21 protein-coding genes are annotated in these 23,554 nt (G+C 56.0%); 12 read left to right on the forward strand and 9 right to left on the reverse strand.

What is annotated here, in order from left to right; translation table 11 throughout:
• Positions 1-58: 58 nt before the first annotated feature.
• Together A7Q00_RS09945 and ccoG are read right to left on the reverse strand one after the other, a co-directional pair.
• Positions 59-646: a FixH family protein gene (locus A7Q00_RS09945; RefSeq protein ID WP_064090390.1), complete on the reverse strand. Its 588-nt coding sequence runs from the start codon at positions 644-646 to the stop codon at positions 59-61.
• Positions 647-650: 4 nt separating this feature from the next.
• Complete coding sequence (gene ccoG / locus A7Q00_RS09950; protein WP_064090391.1) at positions 651-2,072, reverse strand: cytochrome c oxidase accessory protein CcoG; 1,422 nt, start codon at positions 2,070-2,072, stop codon at positions 651-653.
• A gap of 568 nt (positions 2,073-2,640) precedes the next feature.
• Here ccoG and A7Q00_RS09955 point away from each other — a divergent pair.
• Positions 2,641-3,678 carry a threonine aldolase family protein gene (locus A7Q00_RS09955; protein WP_064090392.1) on the forward strand — a complete coding sequence of 346 codons (1,038 nt, stop codon included), beginning with the start codon at positions 2,641-2,643 and terminating at the stop codon, positions 3,676-3,678.
• A gap of 188 nt (positions 3,679-3,866) precedes the next feature.
• Here A7Q00_RS09955 and A7Q00_RS09960 read toward each other — a convergent pair whose 3' ends face one another.
• Together A7Q00_RS09960 and A7Q00_RS09965 are read right to left on the reverse strand one after the other, a co-directional pair.
• The gene (locus tag A7Q00_RS09960) at positions 3,867-4,079 is read right to left on the reverse strand and encodes a hypothetical protein (RefSeq protein ID WP_064090393.1); all 213 of its coding nucleotides are present in this window, start codon (positions 4,077-4,079) and stop codon (positions 3,867-3,869) included.
• An 11-nt stretch (positions 4,080-4,090) separates the two neighbouring features.
• A complete protein-coding gene (locus A7Q00_RS09965) occupies positions 4,091-4,669 on the reverse strand; it encodes a C40 family peptidase (protein WP_064090394.1) in 579 nt (192 codons plus the stop codon).
• A 166-nt stretch (positions 4,670-4,835) separates the two neighbouring features.
• On the opposite strand from A7Q00_RS09965, the gene A7Q00_RS09970 reads away from it, so the two are divergent.
• A complete protein-coding gene (locus A7Q00_RS09970; RefSeq protein WP_064090395.1) occupies positions 4,836-6,503 on the forward strand; it encodes an ABC1 kinase family protein in 1,668 nt (555 codons plus the stop codon).
• 270 nt (positions 6,504-6,773) lie between these two features.
• Here the strand turns inward: A7Q00_RS09970 and A7Q00_RS09975 are convergent, their stop codons facing one another.
• Complete coding sequence (locus A7Q00_RS09975; protein ID WP_064090501.1) at positions 6,774-8,147, reverse strand: L-serine ammonia-lyase; 1,374 nt, start codon at positions 8,145-8,147, stop codon at positions 6,774-6,776.
• A gap of 418 nt (positions 8,148-8,565) precedes the next feature.
• Between A7Q00_RS09975 and A7Q00_RS09980 the strand changes: the two genes are divergently transcribed.
• On the forward strand, positions 8,566-8,769 hold the full coding sequence (locus A7Q00_RS09980; RefSeq protein ID WP_064090396.1) for a hypothetical protein: 204 nt from the start codon (positions 8,566-8,568) through the stop codon (positions 8,767-8,769).
• A gap of 99 nt (positions 8,770-8,868) precedes the next feature.
• On the opposite strand, the gene xseA is transcribed toward A7Q00_RS09980, so the two are convergent.
• Positions 8,869-10,221 (reverse strand): exodeoxyribonuclease VII large subunit, encoded by a 1,353-nt coding sequence (xseA, locus tag A7Q00_RS09985; RefSeq protein ID WP_064090397.1) that lies wholly within the window; start codon positions 10,219-10,221, stop codon positions 8,869-8,871.
• 197 nt (positions 10,222-10,418) lie between these two features.
• Between xseA and A7Q00_RS09990 the strand changes: the two genes are divergently transcribed.
• The 3 genes from A7Q00_RS09990 to A7Q00_RS10000 all read left to right on the forward strand — a co-directional run bounded on the left by A7Q00_RS09990 (position 10,419) and on the right by A7Q00_RS10000 (position 13,311).
• Positions 10,419-10,925 (forward strand): DUF2147 domain-containing protein, encoded by a 507-nt coding sequence (locus A7Q00_RS09990; protein ID WP_064090502.1) that lies wholly within the window; start codon positions 10,419-10,421, stop codon positions 10,923-10,925.
• A gap of 168 nt (positions 10,926-11,093) precedes the next feature.
• Positions 11,094-12,689, forward strand: a complete 1,596-nt coding sequence (locus tag A7Q00_RS09995) for a peptide chain release factor 3 (RefSeq protein WP_064090398.1) — start codon at positions 11,094-11,096, stop codon at positions 12,687-12,689.
• A 109-nt stretch (positions 12,690-12,798) separates the two neighbouring features.
• On the forward strand, positions 12,799-13,311 hold the full coding sequence (locus A7Q00_RS10000; protein WP_245637559.1) for a hypothetical protein: 513 nt from the start codon (positions 12,799-12,801) through the stop codon (positions 13,309-13,311).
• 157 nt (positions 13,312-13,468) lie between these two features.
• On the opposite strand, the gene A7Q00_RS10005 is transcribed toward A7Q00_RS10000, so the two are convergent.
• Entirely contained in the window at positions 13,469-14,890 is a 1,422-nt protein-coding gene (locus tag A7Q00_RS10005) for an SLC13 family permease (protein ID WP_064090399.1), read from the reverse strand.
• Between the two features lie 450 nt (positions 14,891-15,340).
• Positions 15,341-16,132 (reverse strand): inositol monophosphatase family protein, encoded by a 792-nt coding sequence (locus A7Q00_RS10010; RefSeq protein ID WP_064090400.1) that lies wholly within the window; start codon positions 16,130-16,132, stop codon positions 15,341-15,343.
• Positions 16,133-16,345: 213 nt separating this feature from the next.
• On the opposite strand from A7Q00_RS10010, the gene A7Q00_RS10015 reads away from it, so the two are divergent.
• The 4 genes from A7Q00_RS10015 to ptsP all read left to right on the forward strand — a co-directional run bounded on the left by A7Q00_RS10015 (position 16,346) and on the right by ptsP (position 19,512).
• Entirely contained in the window at positions 16,346-16,837 is a 492-nt protein-coding gene (locus A7Q00_RS10015) for a DUF456 domain-containing protein (RefSeq protein ID WP_064090401.1), read from the forward strand.
• Positions 16,838-17,072: 235 nt separating this feature from the next.
• On the forward strand, positions 17,073-17,486 hold the full coding sequence (locus A7Q00_RS10020; protein WP_064090402.1) for a PTS sugar transporter subunit IIA: 414 nt from the start codon (positions 17,073-17,075) through the stop codon (positions 17,484-17,486).
• Positions 17,480-17,749 carry an HPr family phosphocarrier protein gene (locus A7Q00_RS10025; protein ID WP_064090403.1) on the forward strand — a complete coding sequence of 90 codons (270 nt, stop codon included), beginning with the start codon at positions 17,480-17,482 and terminating at the stop codon, positions 17,747-17,749. Before A7Q00_RS10020 ends, A7Q00_RS10025 begins: the two co-directional genes overlap by 7 nt.
• A gap of 2 nt (positions 17,750-17,751) precedes the next feature.
• On the forward strand, positions 17,752-19,512 hold the full coding sequence (ptsP, locus tag A7Q00_RS10030) for a phosphoenolpyruvate--protein phosphotransferase (RefSeq protein ID WP_064090404.1): 1,761 nt from the start codon (positions 17,752-17,754) through the stop codon (positions 19,510-19,512).
• 187 nt (positions 19,513-19,699) lie between these two features.
• Here the strand turns inward: ptsP and A7Q00_RS13680 are convergent, their stop codons facing one another.
• Positions 19,700-19,927: a hypothetical protein gene (locus tag A7Q00_RS13680; RefSeq protein WP_156503805.1), complete on the reverse strand. Its 228-nt coding sequence runs from the start codon at positions 19,925-19,927 to the stop codon at positions 19,700-19,702.
• A 160-nt stretch (positions 19,928-20,087) separates the two neighbouring features.
• On the opposite strand from A7Q00_RS13680, the gene leuS reads away from it, so the two are divergent.
• Both leuS and A7Q00_RS10040 read left to right on the forward strand, forming a co-directional pair.
• Positions 20,088-22,961 (forward strand): leucine--tRNA ligase, encoded by a 2,874-nt coding sequence (leuS, locus tag A7Q00_RS10035; protein WP_064090405.1) that lies wholly within the window; start codon positions 20,088-20,090, stop codon positions 22,959-22,961.
• 102 nt (positions 22,962-23,063) lie between these two features.
• Complete coding sequence (locus tag A7Q00_RS10040; protein ID WP_064090406.1) at positions 23,064-23,501, forward strand: hypothetical protein; 438 nt, start codon at positions 23,064-23,066, stop codon at positions 23,499-23,501.
• The last annotated feature ends 53 nt before the right edge of the window (positions 23,502-23,554 follow it).

The raw sequence follows: 23,554 nt of genomic DNA on the forward strand, positions 1-23,554 counted from the left end.
TGGAAGGGGAAACGGGCTTGAGGCTACCTGAAAAATCCAATGCCTGCCCAGCCTGAGGCTACTGCTTGGCTTTTGGCGGATTGGGCGCCGCCGGCTGGGGCATCGGCACTAGGCTCAGGCTGTTGCCGCGTTTGGGATACCAAATGCCTTGCACGCGCCATTTGCCGGCGCTGTCTTCCAGGCGTACATACCAATGGTCGGCAGGGCGCAGGGCTTGGAAATCTGCGGCATATTCTACCCGATTCGCCGTCGCTGCGGCACTACCCTGCCGCTGCATCGTTACGGTTTGGTCGTATTCGCTGCGGGCGGGGTGCAGCCACAGCAGTTTGAGCGGCACATCAGGCTCGATATTGCCGCTGAGCAGGATTTTGGCGCGGCTGTTGTCGGGGCTGACGAGCAATTCGGCACGGATTTGCCGGCGTTCGGCTTCTTGGTCGCGCTCCATTTGCAGGGCGATGTTTTTACCTTCGCGGTAGTAATCGTCGGTAACCAGCGAGGGGTTGTTTTTGGTGGCGGCCAAGTAATAAGTGTAGAAACCGGCCGCCACCACAATAGCCGGCCCGGCCATCAGCAGCCACGGCCAGGGGTGTTTGTACCATGGCTTGGTCGGGGTGCTGTTGTCGCGGGGCGGGGTGGGCGTGCTCATGTGCTTATTCTCCGGTGAAGGTGCTTTTGGTGGTGATGGTGTCGACTTCGTCCGGCTTTTCGGCATCAGCGTAGCGGAAGGTGAAAACAATGGGGTTGCTGCCCCGTTCGGCGTAGTCGGGCAACACGGCTACCTGAACGGGGATGGAAACGCTGTCGTTGCCGCCCACGCGTAGGCCGCCTTCGGGCAGGCCGGTGATTTTGATGTCTTCTAGGCCGGAAACCGAGGCGGTGAGGATTTTTGCGCGCTCGCCGGTATTGCTGATGCGCAGGTTGTAGGCGTTTTCCAGCCAGCCGTCTTGGTTTTGGCGCACCATCACGCCCCGGTCTTTGATGATGTCGATGTGCACGTCTTGGCGCAGCAGGAGACCCACCGCCAGACCCACGGCCACCACGGCCAAAACCGTGCCGTAGCCCAACACGCGCGGGCGCAGCATACGGCGCGGGATTTTGCTTTCCGGATAGTCTTTTTCCAGCGCGCCTTCGGTGGTGTAGCGGATGAGACCGCGCGGATAGCCCATTTTGTCCATGATGTCGTCGCAGGCATCGATGCAGGCGGCGCAGCCGATGCATTCGTATTGCAGGCCGTCGCGGATGTCGATGCCCACCGGGCACACCTGCACGCACATGGTGCAGTTGATGCAGTCGCCCAAATCGGTGTCTTCGCGCTGCACGTTTTTCTTGCGTGCCCCGCGCGGCTCGCCGCGTGCCGGGTCGTAGGAAATAATCAGCGTGTCGCGGTCGAACATGGCGCTTTGGAAGCGGGCGTAAGGGCACATGTATTTGCACACCTGCTCGCGCAGGATGTGGGCAAACAGCCAGGTGGCGCCGCCGTAGAGCGCGGCGGCAATCAGCGCCGCGCCGGAAACGGCCGCCCAGTTGAGCGTGAAGATGTGCGTTACCAGCGCGCGGATGGGGCTGAACCAGCCGGCGAAGGTGATGCCCGTCCAGGCGCAAACCAGGAAAATCAACAGGTATTTGGTGGCCTTGATGCGGATTTTGGTGAAGTTCCACGGCGATTTATCGAGCTTGAGCCGCTTGTTGCGGTCGCCTTCCACCAAGTGGTCGATCCACAGCATGATTTCGGTATAGACCGTTTGCGGGCAGGCATAGCCGCACCACAAGCGCCCGGCGATGGTGGTCCACCAAAACAGGCCGAAGGCCGAGAGCAGCAGCAGGCCGGTGAGGTAGATTAAATCGTTGGGCACGAGCGTGAAGGCGAAGATGTGGAAGCGGCGGCCGGGAATGTCGAACCACACTGCCTGGCGGCCGTTCAGATTGAACCACGGGGTAACGTAAAACACGAACTGCGTGGCCAGAATCGCCCACAGGCGCAGGTTGGCAAAACGGCCTTTGGCCAGCTTGGGGTGAATGCGTTTCGCGCCCTGATACAGGGAAATCACCTGCTCTTTCGGAGGTTGCGCCATGGGTGTGTTCCTTTGATTGGGTCTGTGGATTATTGTTGTTTATTAGTGGTTTGTCTGCCTTTGCGGCACAAAAGGCCGGTTGGGTGCGGCAGCCGATAACGCGCGGGATTATACGCCGCTGCCGAAATGCTTGTCAGCCCGTTAGCCGGCTGCCGTTCGGGTGTGATAGAGAAAGGCAATGGCTGTTGAGGCTACCTGAAAGCCGTGGGGCTGGGTTTTAACTTGATTGGACGATGCTTTCAGGTAGCCTTTATGACTAAATACTTCACTTCCCATCACTCTAGCCCGCCTTGCCGTAACGTGTGTGTTGCCTGCGCTGCGGCTCGCCGCCCGGCATGGAGAAAAATCATTTCGGCTATACATGGCATCGGCAGTGGAGGATGGAGGCTACCTGAAAACGCCGCCGCAACGATATTCCTGCGGGATTGGCATTTCAGGTAGCCTTTTTGCGGCATTTGGCGGGGCGAGGGCAGGGCGGTAGTGCGGCAGTGCAGCAAGGGCGGCCAGCGCCGTATCGATTTCCGCTAATCCGTCATATAATCCCCGCCTTTTGCAGAAAGGCTCGACCATGCCCTCTTTTAGCAACGACTATCTCTCCGGCTGCCATCCGGCCATTCTTGAGCGCATGATTCACAGCAATCTTGAGCAAACCCCGGGCTACGGCCTTGATCCCTACTGCGAGTCTGCCCGCGCCAAAATCCGCTCTGCCATTGGCAGCCAGGCAGCCGATGTGCATTTCCTGGTGGGCGGTACGCAAACCAATGCCGCCGTGATCGCCCATATCCTGCGGCCGCACCAAGGCGTTATCGCTGCCGAATCCGGCCACATCGCCACCCACGAAACCGGCGCCATCGAAGCCTCCGGCCACAAAGTGCTCGCCCTGCCCGCTGCCGACGGCAAGCTCGGCGCGCAGCAAGTGCAGGACTTCATCGAACAATACTACGCCACCAGCCCGATCAAAGAGCACATCGTCCAGCCCGGCATGGTATACGTTTCGCAGCCTACCGAGCTTGGCACGGCATACAGCCAAGCCGAACTTGCCGCGCTCTCGCAAGTGTGCCGCCGCCACGGCCTGCCGCTGTTTGTGGATGGTGCACGCCTCGGCTACGCCCTGCACCCCGAAGTGAGCGACCTCACCCTGCCCGCCCTCGCCGAATTGGCTGATGTGTTTTATATCGGCGGCACCAAATGCGGCGCCCTGTTTGGCGAAGCCGTCGTCATCACCAACCCCGCGCTTCAACCCCATTTCCGCGCCACCATCAAACAACACGGCGGCCTGCTCGCCAAAGGCCGCCTGCTCGGCATCCAGTTCGACACCCTGTTTACCGACAACCTATACCAAACCGTCTGCCACCACGCCATCGCCCACGCCCGCCGTATCCGCCAAGCCTTTGAAGGGCGCGGCATCGCCTTCTACGGCGCATCCGCCACCAACCAGCAATTCCCCATCCTGCCGGAAGCGCAAGCAGCCTACTTCATCTGCGAATTTGGTTTTGCGGCCTACTGGCCGGCAGAAAACGGCCGACAAATCGTGCGCTACTGCACCAGCTGGGCCACCACCGAATCCGATGTGGACACCCTGCTGCACACCATCCAACATCTGTGATGCCATTGCCGAACACAACAAAGGCTACCTGAAAACCTATTTGCGTTTCAGGTAGCCTTTGCTTAATCGGGGAATGCAGCTTTGTATAGTGAATTAACAAAAACCAGTACAGCGTTGGCTCGCCTTGCCGTACTATTTGTACTGTCTACGGCTCGTCGCCTTGTCCTGATTTTTGTTAATTCACTATATCAGTTATACGGGTTGTGCACGCTGCGCACCAAATCTTGCAGGAATTCGCGCACTTGTGTTTCACTGCAGCCCATCAGCAGGGCGTCTTCGAAAGTGTCTTGCGCGAGCTGGTAGAGCTCTTGCATGTTTTCCTGCATCACTTTCACTTTTTCGGTGCACGATACGATGCTGCCGTCGTCGCTGTACCATTTGGGCATGGGGGGCATATTCATGATACAGGCCTTTAATGGGTGAAGCGGGAGGAGCGGTCTACCCGGCGGGCGGTGATGTAGCGGCTTTTCCAATAGTTGCCGTTCATACTGGTGATTTCGATGTCGCGGCCGGTGCGCGGGGCGTGGATGAAGCGGTCGTTACCGATATACATGCCGACGTGGGAGACGCGGCCGCCCGAGCCGAAAAATACCATGTCGCCGGGCTTGAGGTTGGCACGGTCTACCTGCTGGCCTACGGTGGCCATTTCGGCGGAAGTGCGCGGCAGGGTGATGCCCATGCTGCGTTTGAAGATATATTGCATGAAGCCGCTGCAATCGAGGCCTTGGGTGGGAGAATTGCCGCCGAAACGGTAGGAGAGGCCGATGAGGCTCATGGCGTTCATGATGAGGTCACCGGCTTCGTCTTGGCTGCCGGAAGAACGGCGGCCAGATGAGGAAGAGTTGCTGTGGCCGTCGTGTTCGGTGCGTTCGCGGATCAGGCGCTCGAGGGCGTCGTTATCCAATCCTTCCGGAGCGGCGTGTGCGGCGGGGGCGAGGCCGAAAGCCAGGGCGGCCAGGGCGCAGAGGGTTGCTTGTTTTATCCACTTCATCAATCTGAAACTTTCTTGTTTTGCCCATGTTATAGCATAGTGCGGTAAGGGGCGGCAATGTGTTTGGCCGAACGGTGCGCAATCGGGCGGTTTGTGCGCACCGGCAGGCGCGTATGTTATGCTGTGCGCCTGTTTGTGCGGACTTTATCCGCAAAGGGGATGCCGTATGGTTAGAACTGCCATGCCCGCTTTGGGCGACATCAATCGTTTGCGTCAAATCGTGGCCACGCTGGCGCGGCACGGTTTGGGCGGTTTTCTCAGCCGGATTCAGCTGAACCGGGCTTCTTGGCTCGGCGGCTCGGCCGCGCAGGAAGATGCCGACGGTTCGAGTACGGCGCACCGTTTCCGGCTGGCGTTTGAGGAGCTGGGGCCGACCTTTGTTAAGCTCGGCCAGATTTTGGCCACCCGGGTTGATATTTTCAACACCGAATGGATTGAGGAATTCGAGCATCTGCAAAGCAGCGCGAATCCTTTGCCTTTCGAGGCGATTCTCTCCCTGCTCACCGAGCAGCTGGGCTGCCCGCCGGAGCAGGTGTTCCGGCACATCGACAGCGAGCCTTTGGGCAGCGCCTCCATCGCGCAGGTGCACCGCGCGGTGTTGCTCGACGGCAGCGAGGTGGCGGTAAAGGTGCGACGGCCGGATATCGAACCGCTCATCCGGGCGGATTTGCGTATTCTAACCCATCTGGCGCAGCTCACCGAATCGGAAATGCCGGAAACCCGCCGCTATCAGCCGGTGCAGATGGTGCAGTATTTTGCCAAAAGCCTGGCCAGGGAAACCGATTTGCTGGCCGAAATGCGCCATTTGCAGCGTTTTGCCGCGCTGTATGCCGAGCATCCGGCGGTACATATTCCCAAGGCCTATCCCGAATACAGCAACCGGCAGGTGCTGATGCAGGAATACATCGCCGCCGATTTGCTGAAAGATACCGACATCGAATTGCTTAACGCCGAAGAGCGGCATATTCTGGCCTGCCGCATCACCGATGTGCTGCTTGATATGATACTGGGGCAGGGCCTGTTTCATGCCGACCCGCATCCGGGCAACATCTTTATTTATCCCGATTTGCGCATCGGCCTGATCGATTTCGGCATGACGGGCTACCTGAATCCGATGCGCCGGCAGGAAATCAATACGCTGGTTGAAGCCCTTATCCACCGCGACCCGTTTGCCGTGCAATATATTCTGAGCAACTGGGCGCAAGGCGAAGTTCCCGATGAAGACCTGCTCGGCGCCGACGTGATGGAAATGCTGCTCGACTACGAACACACCGCTGTGCGCGATTTGCGCGTGAGCCAGATAATTAACGATTTAACCCGCATCATGCGCGAACACGAGCTGGCCTTGCCGGGCGATTTGGTGATGCTGTTCAAAGCCCTGCTCACCCTCGAAGGCGTGGTGAAAAGGCTGGACGGCAGCTTCCAACTGCTGGAGCACGCCAAACCGATTGTGCAGAAAGTTATCCGCCAACGCCTTTTGCCACAGCAACTTTGGCGCAGAAGCCGCACGCAAAGCCGTATGCTGGGGCAGATGCTGGGCGATTTGCCCAAAAACCTGCTGCGTCTCAACCGCAATCTGCAAAGCGGCCGGTTAAACGTAAACCTGGATTTGAAACGCCTCGACACCCTGAACCGGCACTTGGAATACAGCGCCAACCGGCTGACCATGGGCATGGTAACGGCGGCTCTGATTATCGGCTCGTCCATCCTGCTCAGCAGCAATATCGGCCCGAAGCTGTTCGGCCTCTCGTTTCTGGGCTTTCTCGGCTATCTCTTGGCCTTTGCCAACAGCTTGTGGATTATCTGGTCTATCTGGCGTTCGGGCAAACATTAAAACAAAACTTTTCAAGCGCGTAAAAAAGTGTATGGTAAAGGATGGCGACAGTTGGGGGGAAATGGGTAACAGGCAAACCGTTAATATCGTATAGCTAAAGCGTTTCATTCCCGATGGCGTAGGTGCGCTTTGCCAAGCGGATTTATTGTTTGCTTCTTGCCACTTGGTAGGGGAAATAATTGCTTTGGCTGTGGCTGCAATCAGAAGGCTACCTGAAAAATCATTTTCAGGTAGCCTTCCTGTCTCTGCGGCACTAAACAGCATTAAGCCTCAACACAGCACATGCACCACATGCGTGGCCAAGCCGCCGGTGGAGGTTTCGCGGTATTTCGGGTTCATGTCTTTGCCGGTTTCATACATGGTTTTGATTACTTCGTCCAGCGACACCACAGGCTCGGTGGAGCGTTGCAGCGCCATGCGCGAGGCGTTGATGGCTTTGATGGAGGAAATGGCGTTGCGCTCGATGCACGGTACCTGCACTTGGCCGCCCACCGGGTCGCAAGTGAGGCCGAGATGGTGCTCCATGGCGATTTCGGCGGCAATACATACCTGTTCAATGTTGCCGCCCTGAATCTCGGTCAGCCCGGCGGCGGCCATGGAACAGGCCACGCCCACTTCGCCCTGGCAGCCCACCTCCGCGCCGGAAATGGAAGCATTCATCTTATACAGGCTGCCGATGGCGCTGGCGGTAATCAGATAACACAGGATATGCTCTTCATCGGCACGGCGGATAAAGTGGTCGTAGTAGGCCAGCACGGTGGGCACGATGCCGCAGGCACCGTTGGTGGGAGCGGTAACCACCCGCCCGCCCGCTGCGTTTTCTTCGTTGACGGCGAAGGCCACCATGTTTACCCAATCCACCGCCGCCATCGGGTCTTTGTCGTCCAGCCCGTTTTTGTCGAACTGTTTGCGCGAAAGCGGCGCGCGGCGGCGTATTTGCATGGGGCCGGGCAGCACGCCTTCGGTGTGCAGGCCGCGCTGGATGCAGTCGCTCATGGTCTGCCACACGGCACGCACATAGTCGCGCACTTCCTGCTCCGGCCGCAGGGCGCATTCGTTGCGGAACATCAATTCGGAGAGGGAGAGATTATGTTCGTTGCACTGGCGGATGAGGTCGTCTGCATTAGCATAAGGATAGGGTACATTGACGGGGGCAGATTGCTTGCCGCTGTCGGCAAATTGTTTTTCAGTCACCACAAAACCGCCGCCGATGGAGTAAAACACTTCCTGCGCCGCCAGATCGTCGCCGATATAGGCTTCCAGGCGCATGCCGTTTTCGTGCAGCGGCAGGAATGAAGAATGGAACACGAAATCGCGCTCGTAGTCGAACGGGGTTTGGTGGCCGCCAATGTCGGTGAGGGTTTTGCTGCGCAATACTTGTTCGATGAATTTGGGGAAGGCGGTGGTGTCCACCGTATCCGGCTCGTAGCCCGCCAGGCCGCCGATGATGGCGTGGTCTGTGCCGTGGCCTTTGCCGGTGAAGGAGAGCGAGCCGTACACATGGGCGCTGAAGCGGGTAATTTTATCCAGCAGCCCCTGTTCGATAAGCCGTTTGCGGAACAGCACGCCGGCACGCATCGGCCCCACGGTATGCGAACTGGACGGGCCGATGCCAATTTTGAACATATCGAAAATGCTGATCATTTTTTCCACCCCTTTCATTCATAGTGGGTCAACCGGAATCAGAGCAGGGCGGCTGATTGCAAATGGTACATGCGTATAGCAAAGCGGGCCAATGCCCTATTGATTTAATAGTTAATCCACTATAGTTATTTAACTTTTCGTATTCATCAATATCTTACCAAATTCGCCATCGGCAGCATAGGGCTATACTGCTGTGTGCCGGGCGATATGAATGCGGTTTCCCTGATGAATAATGCTGGACAAGTTGCCGCTACCTAGGCAAAATGCGCATATTGCCTGTTTGATGCAGTAAGGATGTTGTGGGAAAGCATGAGAAGTTTGGGCAATATTTTCGTGATGCATATTGCATAATTGTACAAAAACAGTGCAGTATGGTTAGCTGTTTATTTTCAATCAACTACATTATTTAGAGGTTAATATGCCACAAATGTTGATTCAAGTGTCCGGTATGAAGCATAAAACGGACGGGGACCGCTTGGTTTTGAAGGGTGAAACTGTTGCGGGCGTGAAAATGGTGAATGCCAACCATGACGATGGACGCGTAGTAGTGACATACGGCGATGGCTTCGATGCCGAGGCATTCAAAGCCGCCATTTCAGCAGAAGGTTTTACCGTGGCATAACGTACCGGTCAAACAACTAACGGCTTCCACAGAGGAAGCCGTTTTTCTTTTTCAGGTAGCCTTTCTGATGTGAGGCTACCTGAAAACCGTTTGCACGCGCTAATCAAACAAATCCTGCTGCCCGGTGCGTTGCGGCAACACCTGCGCCTTGGCCGTGCCGGTTTCGAAATGCAGCTGCAACACCTGCCCGCCGTGCAGCCTGCCTGCATCGCGCACCACTTTGCCCGCACGGTCGGTAATCACGCTGTAGCCGCGCGACAGCGTGTGTTGCGGCGAGAGGGCGTCCAAAATGCCTGCCTGCCTTTGGCATTGCGCCTGCTTTTGCGCCAAGAGCGCGGCCATGTGGCGGTTGAGTTGTGCCGCCTGCGTGTGCAGCTGCCGAGCAACGGTTTGCACTTGCGGCCGGCTGCGGCGGCACAGCTCGGCCAAATAGGCCAGCTGCTCCTGTTTGCGATGCAGGTGGCGCAGCATATGGTCGGCCAGCATTTGGCGGCTGCGCAACAAACCGGCCAGCTGCTCCTGCCATTTCTGGCGTGGATGGCGCAACTGCGCGGCATGCCAATCGAGCCGTTGTGCCGCGTCCGTGCAGCGCCGTTGCAGTGTGTGGCGCATATGGCTGTGCAGGCGACACATTTTGTCCAGCTGCTCCGCACGGTTCGGGCTGGCCATCTCGGCGGCGGCGGTGGGCGTGGGTGCGCGCACGTCGGCGGCGAAATCCGTGAGCGTGAAATCGGTTTCGTGCCCCACCCCGCTCACCACCGGAATCGGCGAGGCCGCCACCGCGCGCACCGCCGCTTCTTCGTTAAACGCCCACAAATCCTCAATGCTGCCCCCGCCGCGGCACACAATCAACACATCCGCCTGCGCGTGTTCTGCCGCTGCTGCAATGGCCGAGGCTACCTGAAACTCGCTGCCCGCGCCCTGCACCGCCGTGGGATACACCACCACGCGCACATCCGGCGCCCGCCGCCGTAACGTGGTGACCACATCGCGCAATGCCGCCGCCGCCAGGCTGGTGACCACGCCGATACACTGCGGCGCGGTAGGCAGCGGCCGTTTGCGTGCCACATCGAATAAGCCTTCCGCCTGCAGGCGCTGCTTTAGCCGTTCATAAGCCTCAAACAGCTGCCCCAGCCCCTTGCGCCGCACTTCCTGCACATTAATCTGAAACTCCCCACGCGCCTCATACAGCGTGATTTTGCCCAACACCTCCACTTCCTCGCCCTCGCGCAGCAGCGCAGCCAGCGAACGGGCGGCATGCTTAAACAAAGTGCAGCGCACCTGGGCGTGTTGGTCTTTTAAAACAAAATAATAGTGCCCGCTCGCCGCCTTCACCAAATTCGACACTTCGCCGCCCACCCACAGCCCGGCAAGCTGGTCTTCCAGCAGGTTTTTGGCCAGATGGTTGAGCTCGGAAACAGAAAGCGCGGCGGGGGCGAATAGGTCGGACATGGCAAGACGGCGGGAAAATAAACAAAGGCGGCATTATACAAGGGGAAGGCTACCTGAAAAATCGGCGGACGGGTTTGCCTGCTTTTTCAGGTAGCCCCTCAAACTGAAATAGTCTGTATAAATTAAAATTGAAAAATCAAAAAAAACAATATACTGCCGAAAATCTTTTTTCCACTCGTATTGATAAGGAGCAAATCATGTTGAAACGTTTGGCTTTGATAACGGCAGTTTGTTTGTTGGCCGCCTGCGGCAAGAGTGCGGATGATTATGTGGGCTATTGGCGCGAGCAGAACAATAGAGTAGAAGAGGTGATGGAAATCAAACATGAAAACGGCAATTATTTTGGTAATAACCTGATGGGTATTAACAATTCGTTAGGAATGGCCAGGAAAGCGGTCGTGTTGGATGAAAAAGACGGTGTACTGTCTGTGCAGGGCGTACCGTTTAAATTGTCGGATGACGGAAAGTCGATGTATATCGGCGACCGCAGCTACACTAAGATTGATGCTGAATTTAAAGACAAAATTATGGCACATCAATCGGAGTGCCAAAAACTCCGAGATGAGTTTTCGGCTGCACAAGACCCTTTACCGTATGATCGTGAAGGTAATGAAAAGCGTAATGCGCTTCAGAAGGAATATGAGGCCAAGTACGCAGAATTATCGAAGGAAATCAGATGTAATAAGGGGTTATTGGGTTGGTAAAATTTTTCTGAACTGACATTTATATTTTCAGTAGCCGTCAATCGCCCTAAAGGCTACCTGAAAACGGATGCAGCGCGTTGCGTTCAAACAGCCTGCACGTTTTTCAGGTAGCCTTTCCCTTCGCGGCAATATGTTAAAATACGCCATTTTCAATTCGGATTTTCCGCCATGTCCAATATTCCAGACCAAGTGCGCCGCCGCCGCACATTTGCCATCATCTCCCACCCCGACGCGGGTAAAACCACGCTGACCGAAAAGCTTTTGCTGTTTTCAGGCGCGATTCAGAGCGCGGGTACGGTAAAAGGCAAGAAAACCGGCAAATTCGCCACTTCCGACTGGATGGAAATCGAGAAGCAGCGCGGCATTTCCGTGGCATCAAGCGTAATGCAGTTCGACTACAAAGACCACACCGTCAACCTCTTGGACACGCCGGGACACCAAGACTTCTCTGAAGACACCTACCGCGTTTTGACCGCCGTTGACAGCGCGTTGATGGTCATCGATGCGGCAAAAGGCGTGGAAGCGCAAACCATCAAACTCTTGAACGTCTGCCGCCTGCGCAATACGCCGATTGTCACGTTCATGAACAAATACGACCGCGAAGTGCGCGATTCCTTGGAATTGCTGGACGAAGTGGAAAATATTTTAAAAATCCGCTGCGCGCCCGTTACTTGGCCGATCGGCATGGGCAAAAACTTCAAAGGCGTGTACCACATCCTGAACGACGAAATCTATCTCTTTGAAGCGGGCGGCGAACGCCTGCCGCACGAGTTCGACATCATCAAAGGCATCAACAATCCCGAACTGGAACAACGCTTTCCGCTGGAAATCCAGCAGTTGCGCGACGAAATCGAATTGGTGCAGGCTGCTTCCAACGAGTTCAATCTCGACGAATTTCTTTCAGGTAGCCTCACGCCCGTGTTCTTCGGCTCGGCGATTAACAACTTCGGCATTCAGGAAATCCTCAATTCATTGATTGACTGGGCGCCCGCTCCGAAACCGCGCGACGCGACCGTGCGCATGGTCGAGCCTGACGAGCCGAAATTTTCCGGATTTATCTTTAAAATCCAAGCCAATATGGACCCGAAACACCGCGACCGCATCGCCTTTTTGCGCGTCTGCTCCGGCAAATTCGAGCGCGGCATGAAGATGAAACACCTGCGCATCAACCGCGAAATCGCCGCCTCCAGCGTGGTAACGTTTATGTCGCACGACCGCGAGCTGGTGGAAGAAGCCTACGCGGGCGACATCATCGGCATCCCGAACCACGGCAACATCCAAATCGGCGACAGCTTCTCCGAAGGCGAACAACTGGCGTTTACCGGTATCCCCTTCTTCGCCCCCGAACTGTTCCGCAGCGTCCGCATCAAAAACCCGCTGAAAATCAAGCAACTGCAAAAAGGTTTGCAACAGCTCGGCGAAGAAGGTGCGGTACAAGTCTTCAAACCGATGAGCGGCGCAGATTTGATTTTGGGCGCGGTCGGCGTGTTGCAGTTTGAAGTCGTTACCTCGCGCCTCGCCAACGAATACGGCGTGGAAGCCGTGTTTGACAGCGCATCCATCTGGTCGGCGCGCTGGGTATCGTGCGAAGACAAGAAAAAGCTGGCGGAATTTGAAAAAGCCAATGCAGGCAATCTCGCCATCGACGCAGGCGGCAACCTCGCCTACCTCGCGCCCAACCGCGTGAACCTGAATCTGACGCAGGAACGCTGGCCGGATATTGTGTTCCATGAAACCAGAGAACACGCGGCGAAGCTGAGTTGATAAAGAGGCTACCTGAAATAAGATTTTCAGGTAGCCTTTATGTTCGGTGGATGTGGGCTGGTTTTCGCCTCTTTGCCTTGTATTGTTTAACTATTTTCTGGAGATAGCTATGAAGATGAAAAAATTGGTTTTAGCTGCCGTATTGGGTCTGGCAACTTCATTTGTTGCCGCTAAATTGCCAGTTGTGGTGCAACGTGCGGTTAATGAAGATGCGCAAAATTGCCGTAGCTCGGGTGGGCGGTTTTCTTATAGCAAAGCAATACAGACCATTGATTTAAATGGTGATGGATACCCCGATTATGTTTATGATTCGGGCGAAACAGAGTGTGCCGGCGGTGCTGATTTGGGCGGATCGGGTGGCTGGCCGGTAACCGTGTTTGCAGGGCAGCCGGACGGCTCGGCCAAGGAGGCGTTTAGTAATGGCGCAATAGGGGCGCGGATGATAAACGGCCGCCTGTATTTGGGCGTAGGTGGGGCATACTGCGGGCAAAATACGCGTGGTAGGGTGCGCGCCCAATACGACAACTGCATTCGCCCGCTGCAATGGAATGCACGTAGAAAAGTGTTTGAGTTCGCACCCGTGTCGCAGAAAAGGCCATTCCCAGCAAGCTGGGAGCGGTAAGGAGAAAACTATGCTGGCTTTGCCAATCTAAGAAGTGGACTACTGATTAAGAAGAGGCTACCTGAAAATTTTCAGGTAGCCTTTTTCAATGCGATGGGTATAGCAGGAGTAAGCCTGGCAAGCTGTTAATCCGCTGCAGCTGCCGGGCTTATTCTTGTTAAGTCAGGAAGAAGTATGCCCAAGCCGATACCACGATGATGGATAGGATATTCAGCAGGAAGCCAACCTGCATCATTTCTTTCTGCTTAATCAGCCCCGAGCCGAACACAATCGCATTGGGCGGCGTGGCCACAGGCAACATAAAGGCACAAGATGCACCGATGCCGATAATCAGCACCAACACTTCCTGATTCATGCCCATTTTGGCGGCAATGGTGGCGAATACCGGTACCAATAACGCGGCGGATGCGGTGTTGCTGGTGAATTCGGTGAGGAAGATGATAAACGCGGCCACCACCAAGATAATCACCAAGGGGGAAGCATGGCCGAAAGAAGCCGCCACTTCATTGCCCAAGGCAGCAGAAGCGCCGGATTTTTCCATCAATACGGAAAGGGTAATGCCGCCGCCGAACAGCATCAGCGTACCCCAGTCGGTGTTGCGTGCCACTTCGCGCCAGCTCACCACACCGAACATCACCACGGCCACTGCCGCCATCATGGCGATGAAGCTGTCGATCGATTTGATGCCGGTGGCTTTGCCCAAATCCCCGCCGAAAATCCAGCACAGGGCGGTAACCACAAAAATGATGACGGTAATCACGCGGTGCAAAGTCCACGGAATGTCTTCTTTTTGCTGCAAATCCACTTTTTCGGCAAAGTTCGGTTTCAACACTACAAACAGGGAAAACAGCATCAGCGGCAGCAACACCAGCATCATCGGCAGGCCGTGCTTCATCCAGCCGGCGAAGTCCAGATTGAGCGCTTTGGCGGCAATCGCGTTGGGCGGCGAGCCCACCAGCGTGCCCAGGCCGCCGATACTGGCGCAGTAGGCAATGCCCAGCAGCACGAATACATAGGTTTTGCGGTCTTTTTCTTTATCGACGTGCCCCATCAGCCCCATGGCCAAGGGCAGCATCATCGCGGCGGTGGCGGTGTTGCTGATCCACATGGACAGGCCGGTGGTAACGGCAAACACCATCATCACCGCCGCCAGCATATTGCCGCGCGAGAGCGAAATCACCAGCATGGCGATTTTTCTATCCAGCCGCTGCACGTGCATGGCTGCCGCCAGCGCGAAACCGCCGAAAAACACATAAATAATCGGATCGGAAAAGCCGGCAAAGGCTTCTTTGGTGCCCATATCCGGAATTTTGAAGAAAATCGCTAATAGTGGCACCGTAAGCGCGGTAACGGTGATGTGCACCGCTTCGGTAAACCATAAAATGGCCACAAACAGCAAAATAGTCAGCCCGGCATTGGGATAATGCCCATAGGGCAGGATTTGGTAGGCAATAGCCGATATCACGGCCGCAATAATGGCGATAATCAGCCCGCGAAAGCTGGTTACCGGTATTTGCGCACTTTGCAGCTCGAAGTTTTCCGGTAAATTGGTTTGGCTTGGGTTCTCTCGGAAGTTCATGAATCCGTCTCCATAAAGTTTGGTTAAGCTTTATCTTCACATTCTTTATTGTTGCGACCATGAGCATGTGTGCACTCATAGCGGCAGAATAAGAGCTGGCAAGGGGTCTGTCAATCATTAATATAAACATACCAAGCTGTTTGTATAGCGGGGCAAATTGGCTTTCGCTACAGCGTTTGCCCGCCTTGCCGTGCTTCTGCGCTGCCCACGGGCTGCCGCTTTATAGTGAATTAAATTTAAACCAGTACAGCGTTGTCTCGCCTTGCCGTATTATCTGTACTGTCTGCGGCTCGCCGCCTTGTCCTGATGTAAATTTAATTCACTATATATTGAAAGCCCATCTGGCTTGCCATATATCGGCCGGCCGCTTAAAAGGCTACCTGAAACTTTAGCTTCGCAAAAACTTGCGTTGCCGGTTTTCAGGTAGCCTTTATGTATGTATAGAGAGTATCAGGCGGCCAGGTGCGGGGCGATGGTTTGCAGCATTTGTGCCAGCACTTTGGGCGGGGCGGCTACGATGTCGCCGCTTTCGAGCCAGCCTTCGTTGCCGCGCATATCGGTTACGATGCCGCCCGCTTCCTGTACGATCAGTGCGCCGGCGGCGATGTCCCAGGGTTTGAGGTTGAATTCGAAGAAGCCGTCGAAGCGGCCGCAAGCCACGGCGCACAAATCGAGCGAGGCGGCGCCTTCGCGGCGGGCGCCGGCGGTTTTGGCGAGGAAGTCGCGCAGGATGTTCAGGTAGCGTTCCATCATGCTTTGATCCACCACGGGGAAGCCGGTGCCGATCAGGCAGCGGTTGAGCTCGATGCGGCTGGATACGCGGATGCGGCGGTCGTTGAGCAGGGCACCTTGGCCGCGTGAGGCGAGGTAGAGGTCGTTGCGCTCGGGGGCGTAAACGAGGGCTTCTTGCAAGACGCCTTTGTGCAGCAGCGCCATGCTGACGGCGTATTGGGGATGGCCGTGCAGGTAGTTGGTGGTGCCGTCGAGCGGGTCGATAATCCATTCATATTCGGCTTTTTCGGGGCCGCTGCTGCCGCCTTCTTCGGCGGTGATTTTGTGCCGGGGATAGGCTTCCTGCAGGATTTCGCGGATGATTTCCTCGGCGGTGCGGTCTACGTCGGAAACGAAATCGTTGAAGGCTTTGCTGTCGATTTTCACGGCGGGCAGGTTGTTGGCGGCACGCAGCATCATGTCGCCGGCGCGGCGGGCGGCTTTGACGGCGGTGTTGAGGATGGGATTCATATTTCTCCGATTCGGGTAGTGGGGGCAGGCTGCCGCTGGCAGGCTACCTGAAAATGGAAAGGCTGTGCCGGAAACGGCAGCCGATGTTTGGGGCGGCATTATACCTTGGGCGGCAAACGGGCAAAAGCGCCCGGGCTTTAAATCGGCAGCGGCGGCCTTATTTGCTTGAGCGTGCGGGAAGTTGCCCGCCTTGTTTGATTAAGGGATTTAATGATGACGGCTTTGCTGATTATTTTGGCGCTGGTGTTGCTGCTGGCGGGTTTGGCGGGTGCGGTACACCCGCTGCTGCCGGGAATGCCGCTGATGTTTGCGGGCACTTGGCTCTTGGCCTACAGCCAGGATTACGAAGTTATCGGCACCACGGCGCTGACGGTGTTGGGGCTGATTATGGCGCTGGCCTGGACGCTGGATTATGTGGCGGGGCTGCTGGGGGCGAAGTTTACCGGGGCGAGCAAACAGGCGCTGTGGGGCTCGCTGGCGGGCGGCGTTGTGGGGCTGTTTTTCGCGCTGCCGGGCATGGTGCTGGGCCCGCTGGTTGGCGCGGCGGCAGGGGAATTTGCGGCACGGCGCAGTTTGTGGGCGGCCGGCAAGGTGGGTTTGGGTACGCTCTTGGGCTTTGTGGCGGGCGTGGTGGCGAAGCTGGGCTGTGCGCTGGTGGTGCTGTTCAGCATTTTCGGGCTGTATGTGTATTATTGGTTGAGTTAGGGTTTCAGGTAGCCTGTTGCCAAGCAGGGGCTACCTGAAATTTTTATTGCCGGAAGGCGGGACGGCTGCCGCTTCCTGATTCTTAGCGCAACCGGCCGTATCCGCTTGCCGCCTACTTGTTGCCAAAGGCTACCTGAAAACGGAAAATACCCGATTAAACGTTTTCAGGTAGCCTCAGTCTGTTTTCCTGCTTAAAGGCTACCTGAAAAAAATTTTGCAATGGAATGAGAAACACATGATTGGTTTGATGATTATCACGCATGAAACGCTGGGCGAGTCGTACACCAAGCTGGCCCGGCATTTTTTCGGGCAGATGCCGGCGCATCTGGCGGTTGTGGGCGTGAACCCGGATGAAGATGCGGATGCGGCTGCCGCACGAGCCCAAGCAGCAGCGGAGCGTTTGGCGTTTGCCGACGGCATTTTGCTTTTGGCCGACGTGTTCGGTGCCACGCCGTGCAATATCGGCCGCCGGCTGCTGCCGCACCACCGCATGGTGATGCTCACCGGGCTGAATGCGCCGATGATGGTGAAGGCGGTGCAGGAGGCGGAAAAGGCCGATGATTTGCTGGCGCTGGCCGAATCGGTGCGCCAATCGGCCTTGGCGGGGATTATGTTGGTGTTGCCGGAAGAGGAGCAGGGCGTATGCTGAAGCAGGAAGTGGAGATTATCAATAAACTGGGGCTGCACGCGCGCGCGTCGAGCAAGTTTACGCAAACGGCAGGCGCGTTTACGGCGGAAGTGCGGGTGTGCCGCAACGGCAAGTGCGTAAACGGCAAAAGCATCATGGGTTTGATGATGCTAGCGGCGGCCAAAGGCTCGGTGATTGAAATTGAAACCGAAGGCGCCGACGAACAGGCGGCCATGCAGGCGCTGGTGGCGTTAATCAACAATTATTTTGACGAAGGCGAATAAACATGAGCGTGGTGTTGCACGGATTTGCAGCAGGCGGCGGGATTGCCATCGGGCGGGCGCATTTGGTGGTGCGCGGCATGGAGGAAGTGCCGCAGCTGGATTTGGCGCCGGAAGAAATTGATGCGGAAGCCGAACGTTTCGATGCCGCCATCAAGGCCACGCGCCGCCAGCTGGAGCAGTTGCGCAGCGCCATTCCGGAAAATGCGCCAACCGAATTGGGCGCGTTTATTTCGCTGCACCTGATGCTGCTGGCCGACGTTACGCTTTCCCGCGAGCCGATTGATATTCTGCGCGCGCAGGCCATCAATGCCGAATGGGCGCTGAAGCTGCAAACCGACAGGCTGGCCGAGCAGTTTGATGCGATTGAAGACGAATACCTGCGCGAACGCAAGCAGGATATGCTTCAGGTAGCCGAGCGGATTTACCAAAACCTGATGGGGCAGAACACCGAATTCCTGCCCGAAGGCGAATTAGACGACGACACCATCCTGATTGCCCACGATTTGTCACCTGCCGACGCGGTGTATTTTAAAGAACGCCATATTGCCGGCTTCGCCACCGATGCCGGTGGCCCCACCAGCCACACCGCCATTTTGGGGCGCAGCCTGGATATGCCCTCGGTAATCGGGCTCTACAATGCGCGCGAACTCATCAGCCAAGACGACTGGATTATCGTGGACGGCATCAGCGGCGTGCTGATCATCAACCCCGACGATTTAATCCTCAGCGAATACCGCAAGCGCGACCGCGTTTACCGCAGCCAGCGCCGCCTGCTCAACAAGCTCAAAGACATCACCGCCACCACCAAAGACGGCGCAGACATCGAGCTGTTGGCCAATATCGAATCCGCACAGGATGTGCGCCTGATGCACCGCCTCTCTGCCGACGGCGTGGGGCTGTTTCGCAGTGAATTCCTGTTTCTCAACCGCGACAACCTGCCCGATGAAGACGAGCAATACCGCGTGTATGCCGGCATTGTGAAAAAGCTCAAAGGCAAGCCGCTCACCGTGCGCACCGTGGATTTGGGCATGGACAAAAACCCGCGCTGGTTCGGCGAGGGGCACGCGCTCAATCCCGCGCTGGGCATGACCGGCATCCGTTTATGCTTGGCCGAGCCGATGATGTTCCGCACCCAAATGCGCGCGATTTTGCGCGCGGCGGCGCTGGGGCCGGTAAAGATTATGTGGCCGATGATTACTTCGGTGGACGAGGTGAGACAATGTCTCAATCATTTGGTGGTTGCCCGTAAACAGCTGGACGAACGCAGCATGGAATATGGCGAAGTGCAGGTGGGTGCGATGATTGAAATCCCCTCCGCCGCGCTTACCGTGGGCAGTATTTTGAAATATCTGGATTTTATCTCGGTCGGCACCAACGATTTGATTCAGTACACTTTATCGGTAGACCGCGGCGACGATAGCGTGAGCTACCTCTACCAGCCCGCCCATCCGGCAGTATTGAAGCTGCTGCACCATATTTTCAGCACCGCCAAGCGCATGGGCAAGCCGGTGTCGGTGTGCGGCGAGATGGCCGGCGACCTGCATTTCACCCGCCTGCTGCTCGGCTTGGGCTTGCGCCGCTTCTCCATGAATGCCAGCAACCTTTTGGCCGTGAAGAACGTCATCATCCAAAGCCACGCCGGCGAGCTGGCGGTACAGGTGAAAAAGCTGCTGCGCTTAAGCGATCCGGAAAAGGTGCGTCAAGCCGTTAAAAAGATGAATGCAGTAGATGATGGCAAAAATGCAACACTCGAAACGACATAGCATAGCATGGCATAACGAGGTAAAAAAGTGAAGAAGTGTTAAAAAATATTGTTTAAATACTGACGCTAATCTTAAGTAAAGTAAACACTCATATTGTTGGCAATTGTGTTTTAATGCAATTTTATTGCAGTAGATTGCCGTATTTAGGTAAATAAAGACAATAAGTGGCGACAAGCTGAGAAGTGTTCTATATAATGCGCCGCATCTGTGCTGCTTCTTGGTAGGCAGCATGGATAGTAAGTAGACGTTTTCCCGCAAGTTGGCCATCAATACTTCCTCCCTTGGTATTGATGGCTTTTTTTATGCGGGCTTTACGGAGGAATCCTTTGTATCGGCCAACTACCGTGCCTAGTTTATTCAGGCCGGTATTTTCAGGTAGCCTCTGGCCGTGGGAAAACGATAGCGCTTGTTTCAATCTTTATTTTGCTTAAAATCAGTAAAACGCCGCAGGCGGCTGTTTCAAACAACAGCCGCCCGATTATTTCCCCACCGCTATCTTGTTTGGCGTAGCCCCCGCTGCTGGCTTATAATCCGCAGCTTTCCAATCTATCCGAAAACATCGGTAAAACGACATCATGCAAGAACTCTACCAACCCTCCGCCATCGAGCCCGCCGCGCAGCGGAAATGGGCGGCCGAACGCGCGTTCAATGTGTCCGAAGACGCTTCCAAACCCAAATTCTACTGCCTCTCCATGTTCCCCTATCCCAGCGGCAAGCTGCACATGGGGCATGTGCGCAACTACACCATCGGCGACGTGCGCAGCCGCTTCAAAAAAATGCAGGGGTTCAACGTGTTGCAGCCGATGGGTTGGGATGCGTTCGGCATGCCCGCCGAAAACGCGGCGATTAACCACCAAGTCGCGCCGTCCAAATGGACGTATGAAAACATTGCCTATATGCGCAAGCAGTTGCAGAGCCTTGGCTTTGCGCTGGATTGGGAGCGCGAAATCGCCACCTGCCGCCCCGAATACTACCGCTGGGAGCAGCTCCTGTTTACCAAGCTGTTTGAAAAAGGCATTGTGTACAAAAAGTTGGGCACGGTGAACTGGGACCCGATTGACCAAACCGTGCTGGCGAACGAGCAGGTGATTGACGGACGCGGCTGGCGTTCCGGCGCACTGGTGGAAAAACGCGAAATCCCGATGTACTACTTCAAAATTACCGATTACGCCGAGCAGCTGCTGGCGGATTTGGACGGTTTGGACTGGCCCGAGCAGGTGAAAACCATGCAGCGCAACTGGATTGGCAAATCGCGCGGCATGACCGTGCGTTTTCAGGTAGCCGCCGACAGCCGCGAAGGGCTGCCTGAAAGCCACTGCGAGTTTGTGCAGGTGTACACCACCCGCCCCGACACGCTGATGGGCGCGACGTATGTGGCCGTGGCCGCCGAGCATCCGCTGGCCGCCGCCGCAGCCGAAAAGCAGCCTGCACTGCAAGCGTTCATTGCCGAATGCAAGGCGGGCAGCGTGGCGGAAGCCGACATGGCGACCATGGAGAAAAAAGGTGAATTTACTGGATTCCATGTCATTCACCCATTGACTGGGGATCAGCTGCCAGTGTGGGTTGCAAATTATGTGTTATGGGGCTACGGCGATGGCGCAGTGATGGCCGTGCCCGCGCATGATGAGCGTGATTTTGAATTTGCTAAGAAAGAAGGCTTACCTTGTAAACTTGTTAGTATTAGTGAGAAAAATGCTGAAATCCTAGCCGAAATTGAGCGATGTACTAATCAAGCAATTAGAAAACAAGATATTCTAAACAGTGAAAATAATCAGAAACTGGAAGAGAGACTACGAACTCATGTTGATAATTATGAAAAAGATGGTGGTTTAGTAAATGATGAATTAGTATTTTTGCTAGCTCAAGTAGGTAAAAATAGTCAATTTAGACATCCTAATGATCCACCTTCTAATGAGCCGCCTTTTGCAAAAAATAATATTGAATTTAAAGATGAGTGGAGAAAATTCCTCGCTCTTAATGAGAAAAATTTCTTGATTAACAGCGGTGATTTGGACGGTTTGAATTTTCAGGCTGCCTTTGATGCCATCGCCGCCAAGTTGCAGGCTGCTTCTGCGGGCGAGCCGAAAACGCAATACCGCCTGCGTGACTGGGGCATTTCGCGCCAACGCTATTGGGGCTGCCCCGTGCCGATTATCCACTGCGACCAATGTGGCGACGTGCCCGTGCCGGAGCAAGATTTGCCCGTGGTGCTGCCTGAAAACGTCGTGCCCGACGGTTCTGGTTCGCCGCTGGCCAAGATGCCCGAATTTTACGAGACAAAATGTCCGAAATGCGGCGGCGCGGCCAAGCGCGAAACCGACACCATGGACACGTTTGTGGAATCGAGCTGGTACCAGTTCCGCTATATGTCGCCACGCGACGACGCGCATATGGTCGCGCCCGAAGCCGCCGCGTATTGGGGGCAGGCCGACCAGTATATCGGCGGCATCGAACACGCCATTCTGCACCTGCTGTATGCCCGTTTCTTCACCAAACTGATGAATGATGAAGGCATCGTGTCCGTGCGCGAGCCGTTCAAACAACTGCTTACGCAGGGCATGGTGTTGGCGGCGACGTATTACCGCGAAAGCGCGGACGGCAAAAAAACATGGTTCAACCCCGCCGAAGTGCGCGTGCAGACCGACGACAAAGGTCGCCCCGTATCCGCCGTGTTGGAAGCGGACGGGCAGCCCGTGGTCATCGGCGGCGTGGAAAAAATGTCCAAATCCAAAAACAACGGCGTGGACCCGCAGCAAATCATCGATGCCTACGGCGCGGACACCGCCCGCCTGTTCATGATGTTCGCCAGCCCGCCCGAGCAGTCGCTGGAATGGTCGGATGCAGGCGTGGAAGGCGCGCACCGCTTCCTGCGCCGCCTGTGGCGCACCGTGTACGAATTCGTGCAAAACGGCGGCAGCGGCGTGAGCAAGTTTTCAGGTAGCCAAGAAACCCTGTCAGGCAGCCTGAAAGACCTGCGCTTCAAGCTGCACAGCACCATCGCCAAAGTAACCGATGATTACGACCGCCGCCAGCAGTTCAACACCGCCATCGCCGCCGTGATGGAGCTGCTGAACCAGTACGACAAAACCGACACCTCCGGCAAACACGGCCAAGCCGTCACCCGCGAGGTGCTGGAAGCCGTTATCCTGCTGCTATCGCCCATCGTTCCGCACATCTGCGAAACCCTGTGGGGCGAACTGGTGGGCGGCAACCTGTGGCAGCAAAGCTGGCCCGCCGTGGACAACGCCGCACTGGTGCAGACCGAGATAGAAATGATGGTGCAGGTGAACGGCAAACTGCGCGACAAAATCCAAATCGCCGCCGATGCGGACGAAGCCGCTGTGAAAGCCGCCGCCCTCGCCACCGGCGGCGCGCAGAAGTTTATGGAAGGCAAAGAGCCGAAGAAAATCGTCGTCGTGCCGAAACGGCTGGTGAATATTGTGGTGTGAGGCCGTTGGGCTGAAAGAAAGGCTGCCTGAAAACCGGTTTGGCTTGTTCAGGTAGCCTTAAATATGCAAAACTAAGGAATATGCAAAACTAAGGAACGAATCATGTTGAGAAAGGTTTTTGCCTTCACACTATTGCTGCCTGCTTTGGCTGCCGCCGATCCGCCTATTCGGGATTGCCGTGCCTTCTTGATGGATATGAGCACATTGGGTTTTCGCGCCGGTATTTGCTGGAAAAATATCGAGCAACCCGAAGTTGTCCGTTTGCGGGCAAGGGAGCGGGAATGTTCCGCCATATCAGCAGATGGAGAATTGCGTGAGGAAATCAGGGTTCGGCAGCTTGCCCTGCACGATGAATTTGTCAATGAGGCTGTAACGCGGGAAACGGTGGAGGCGGTATTGGCCGGCAAACGGGCGGATGTGGGCGGAACTGCATTCTGTGCTGCATACGACAAGCAGTTGAAAGACATGGTGCGATACTATCTGAACCCCGCTCTTTCTCCATCCCGACCGCAATCGCAACAGTCTGTTGGAACAAGGTGAGCTGGGCTTTATCGGCTATGTGAAATCTCCCTGCGATGATTTGGAAAAGCAGC

The organism is Eikenella halliae (assembly GCF_001648475.1).
In the GTDB taxonomy this organism is placed as follows: domain Bacteria; phylum Pseudomonadota; class Gammaproteobacteria; order Burkholderiales; family Neisseriaceae; genus Eikenella; species Eikenella halliae.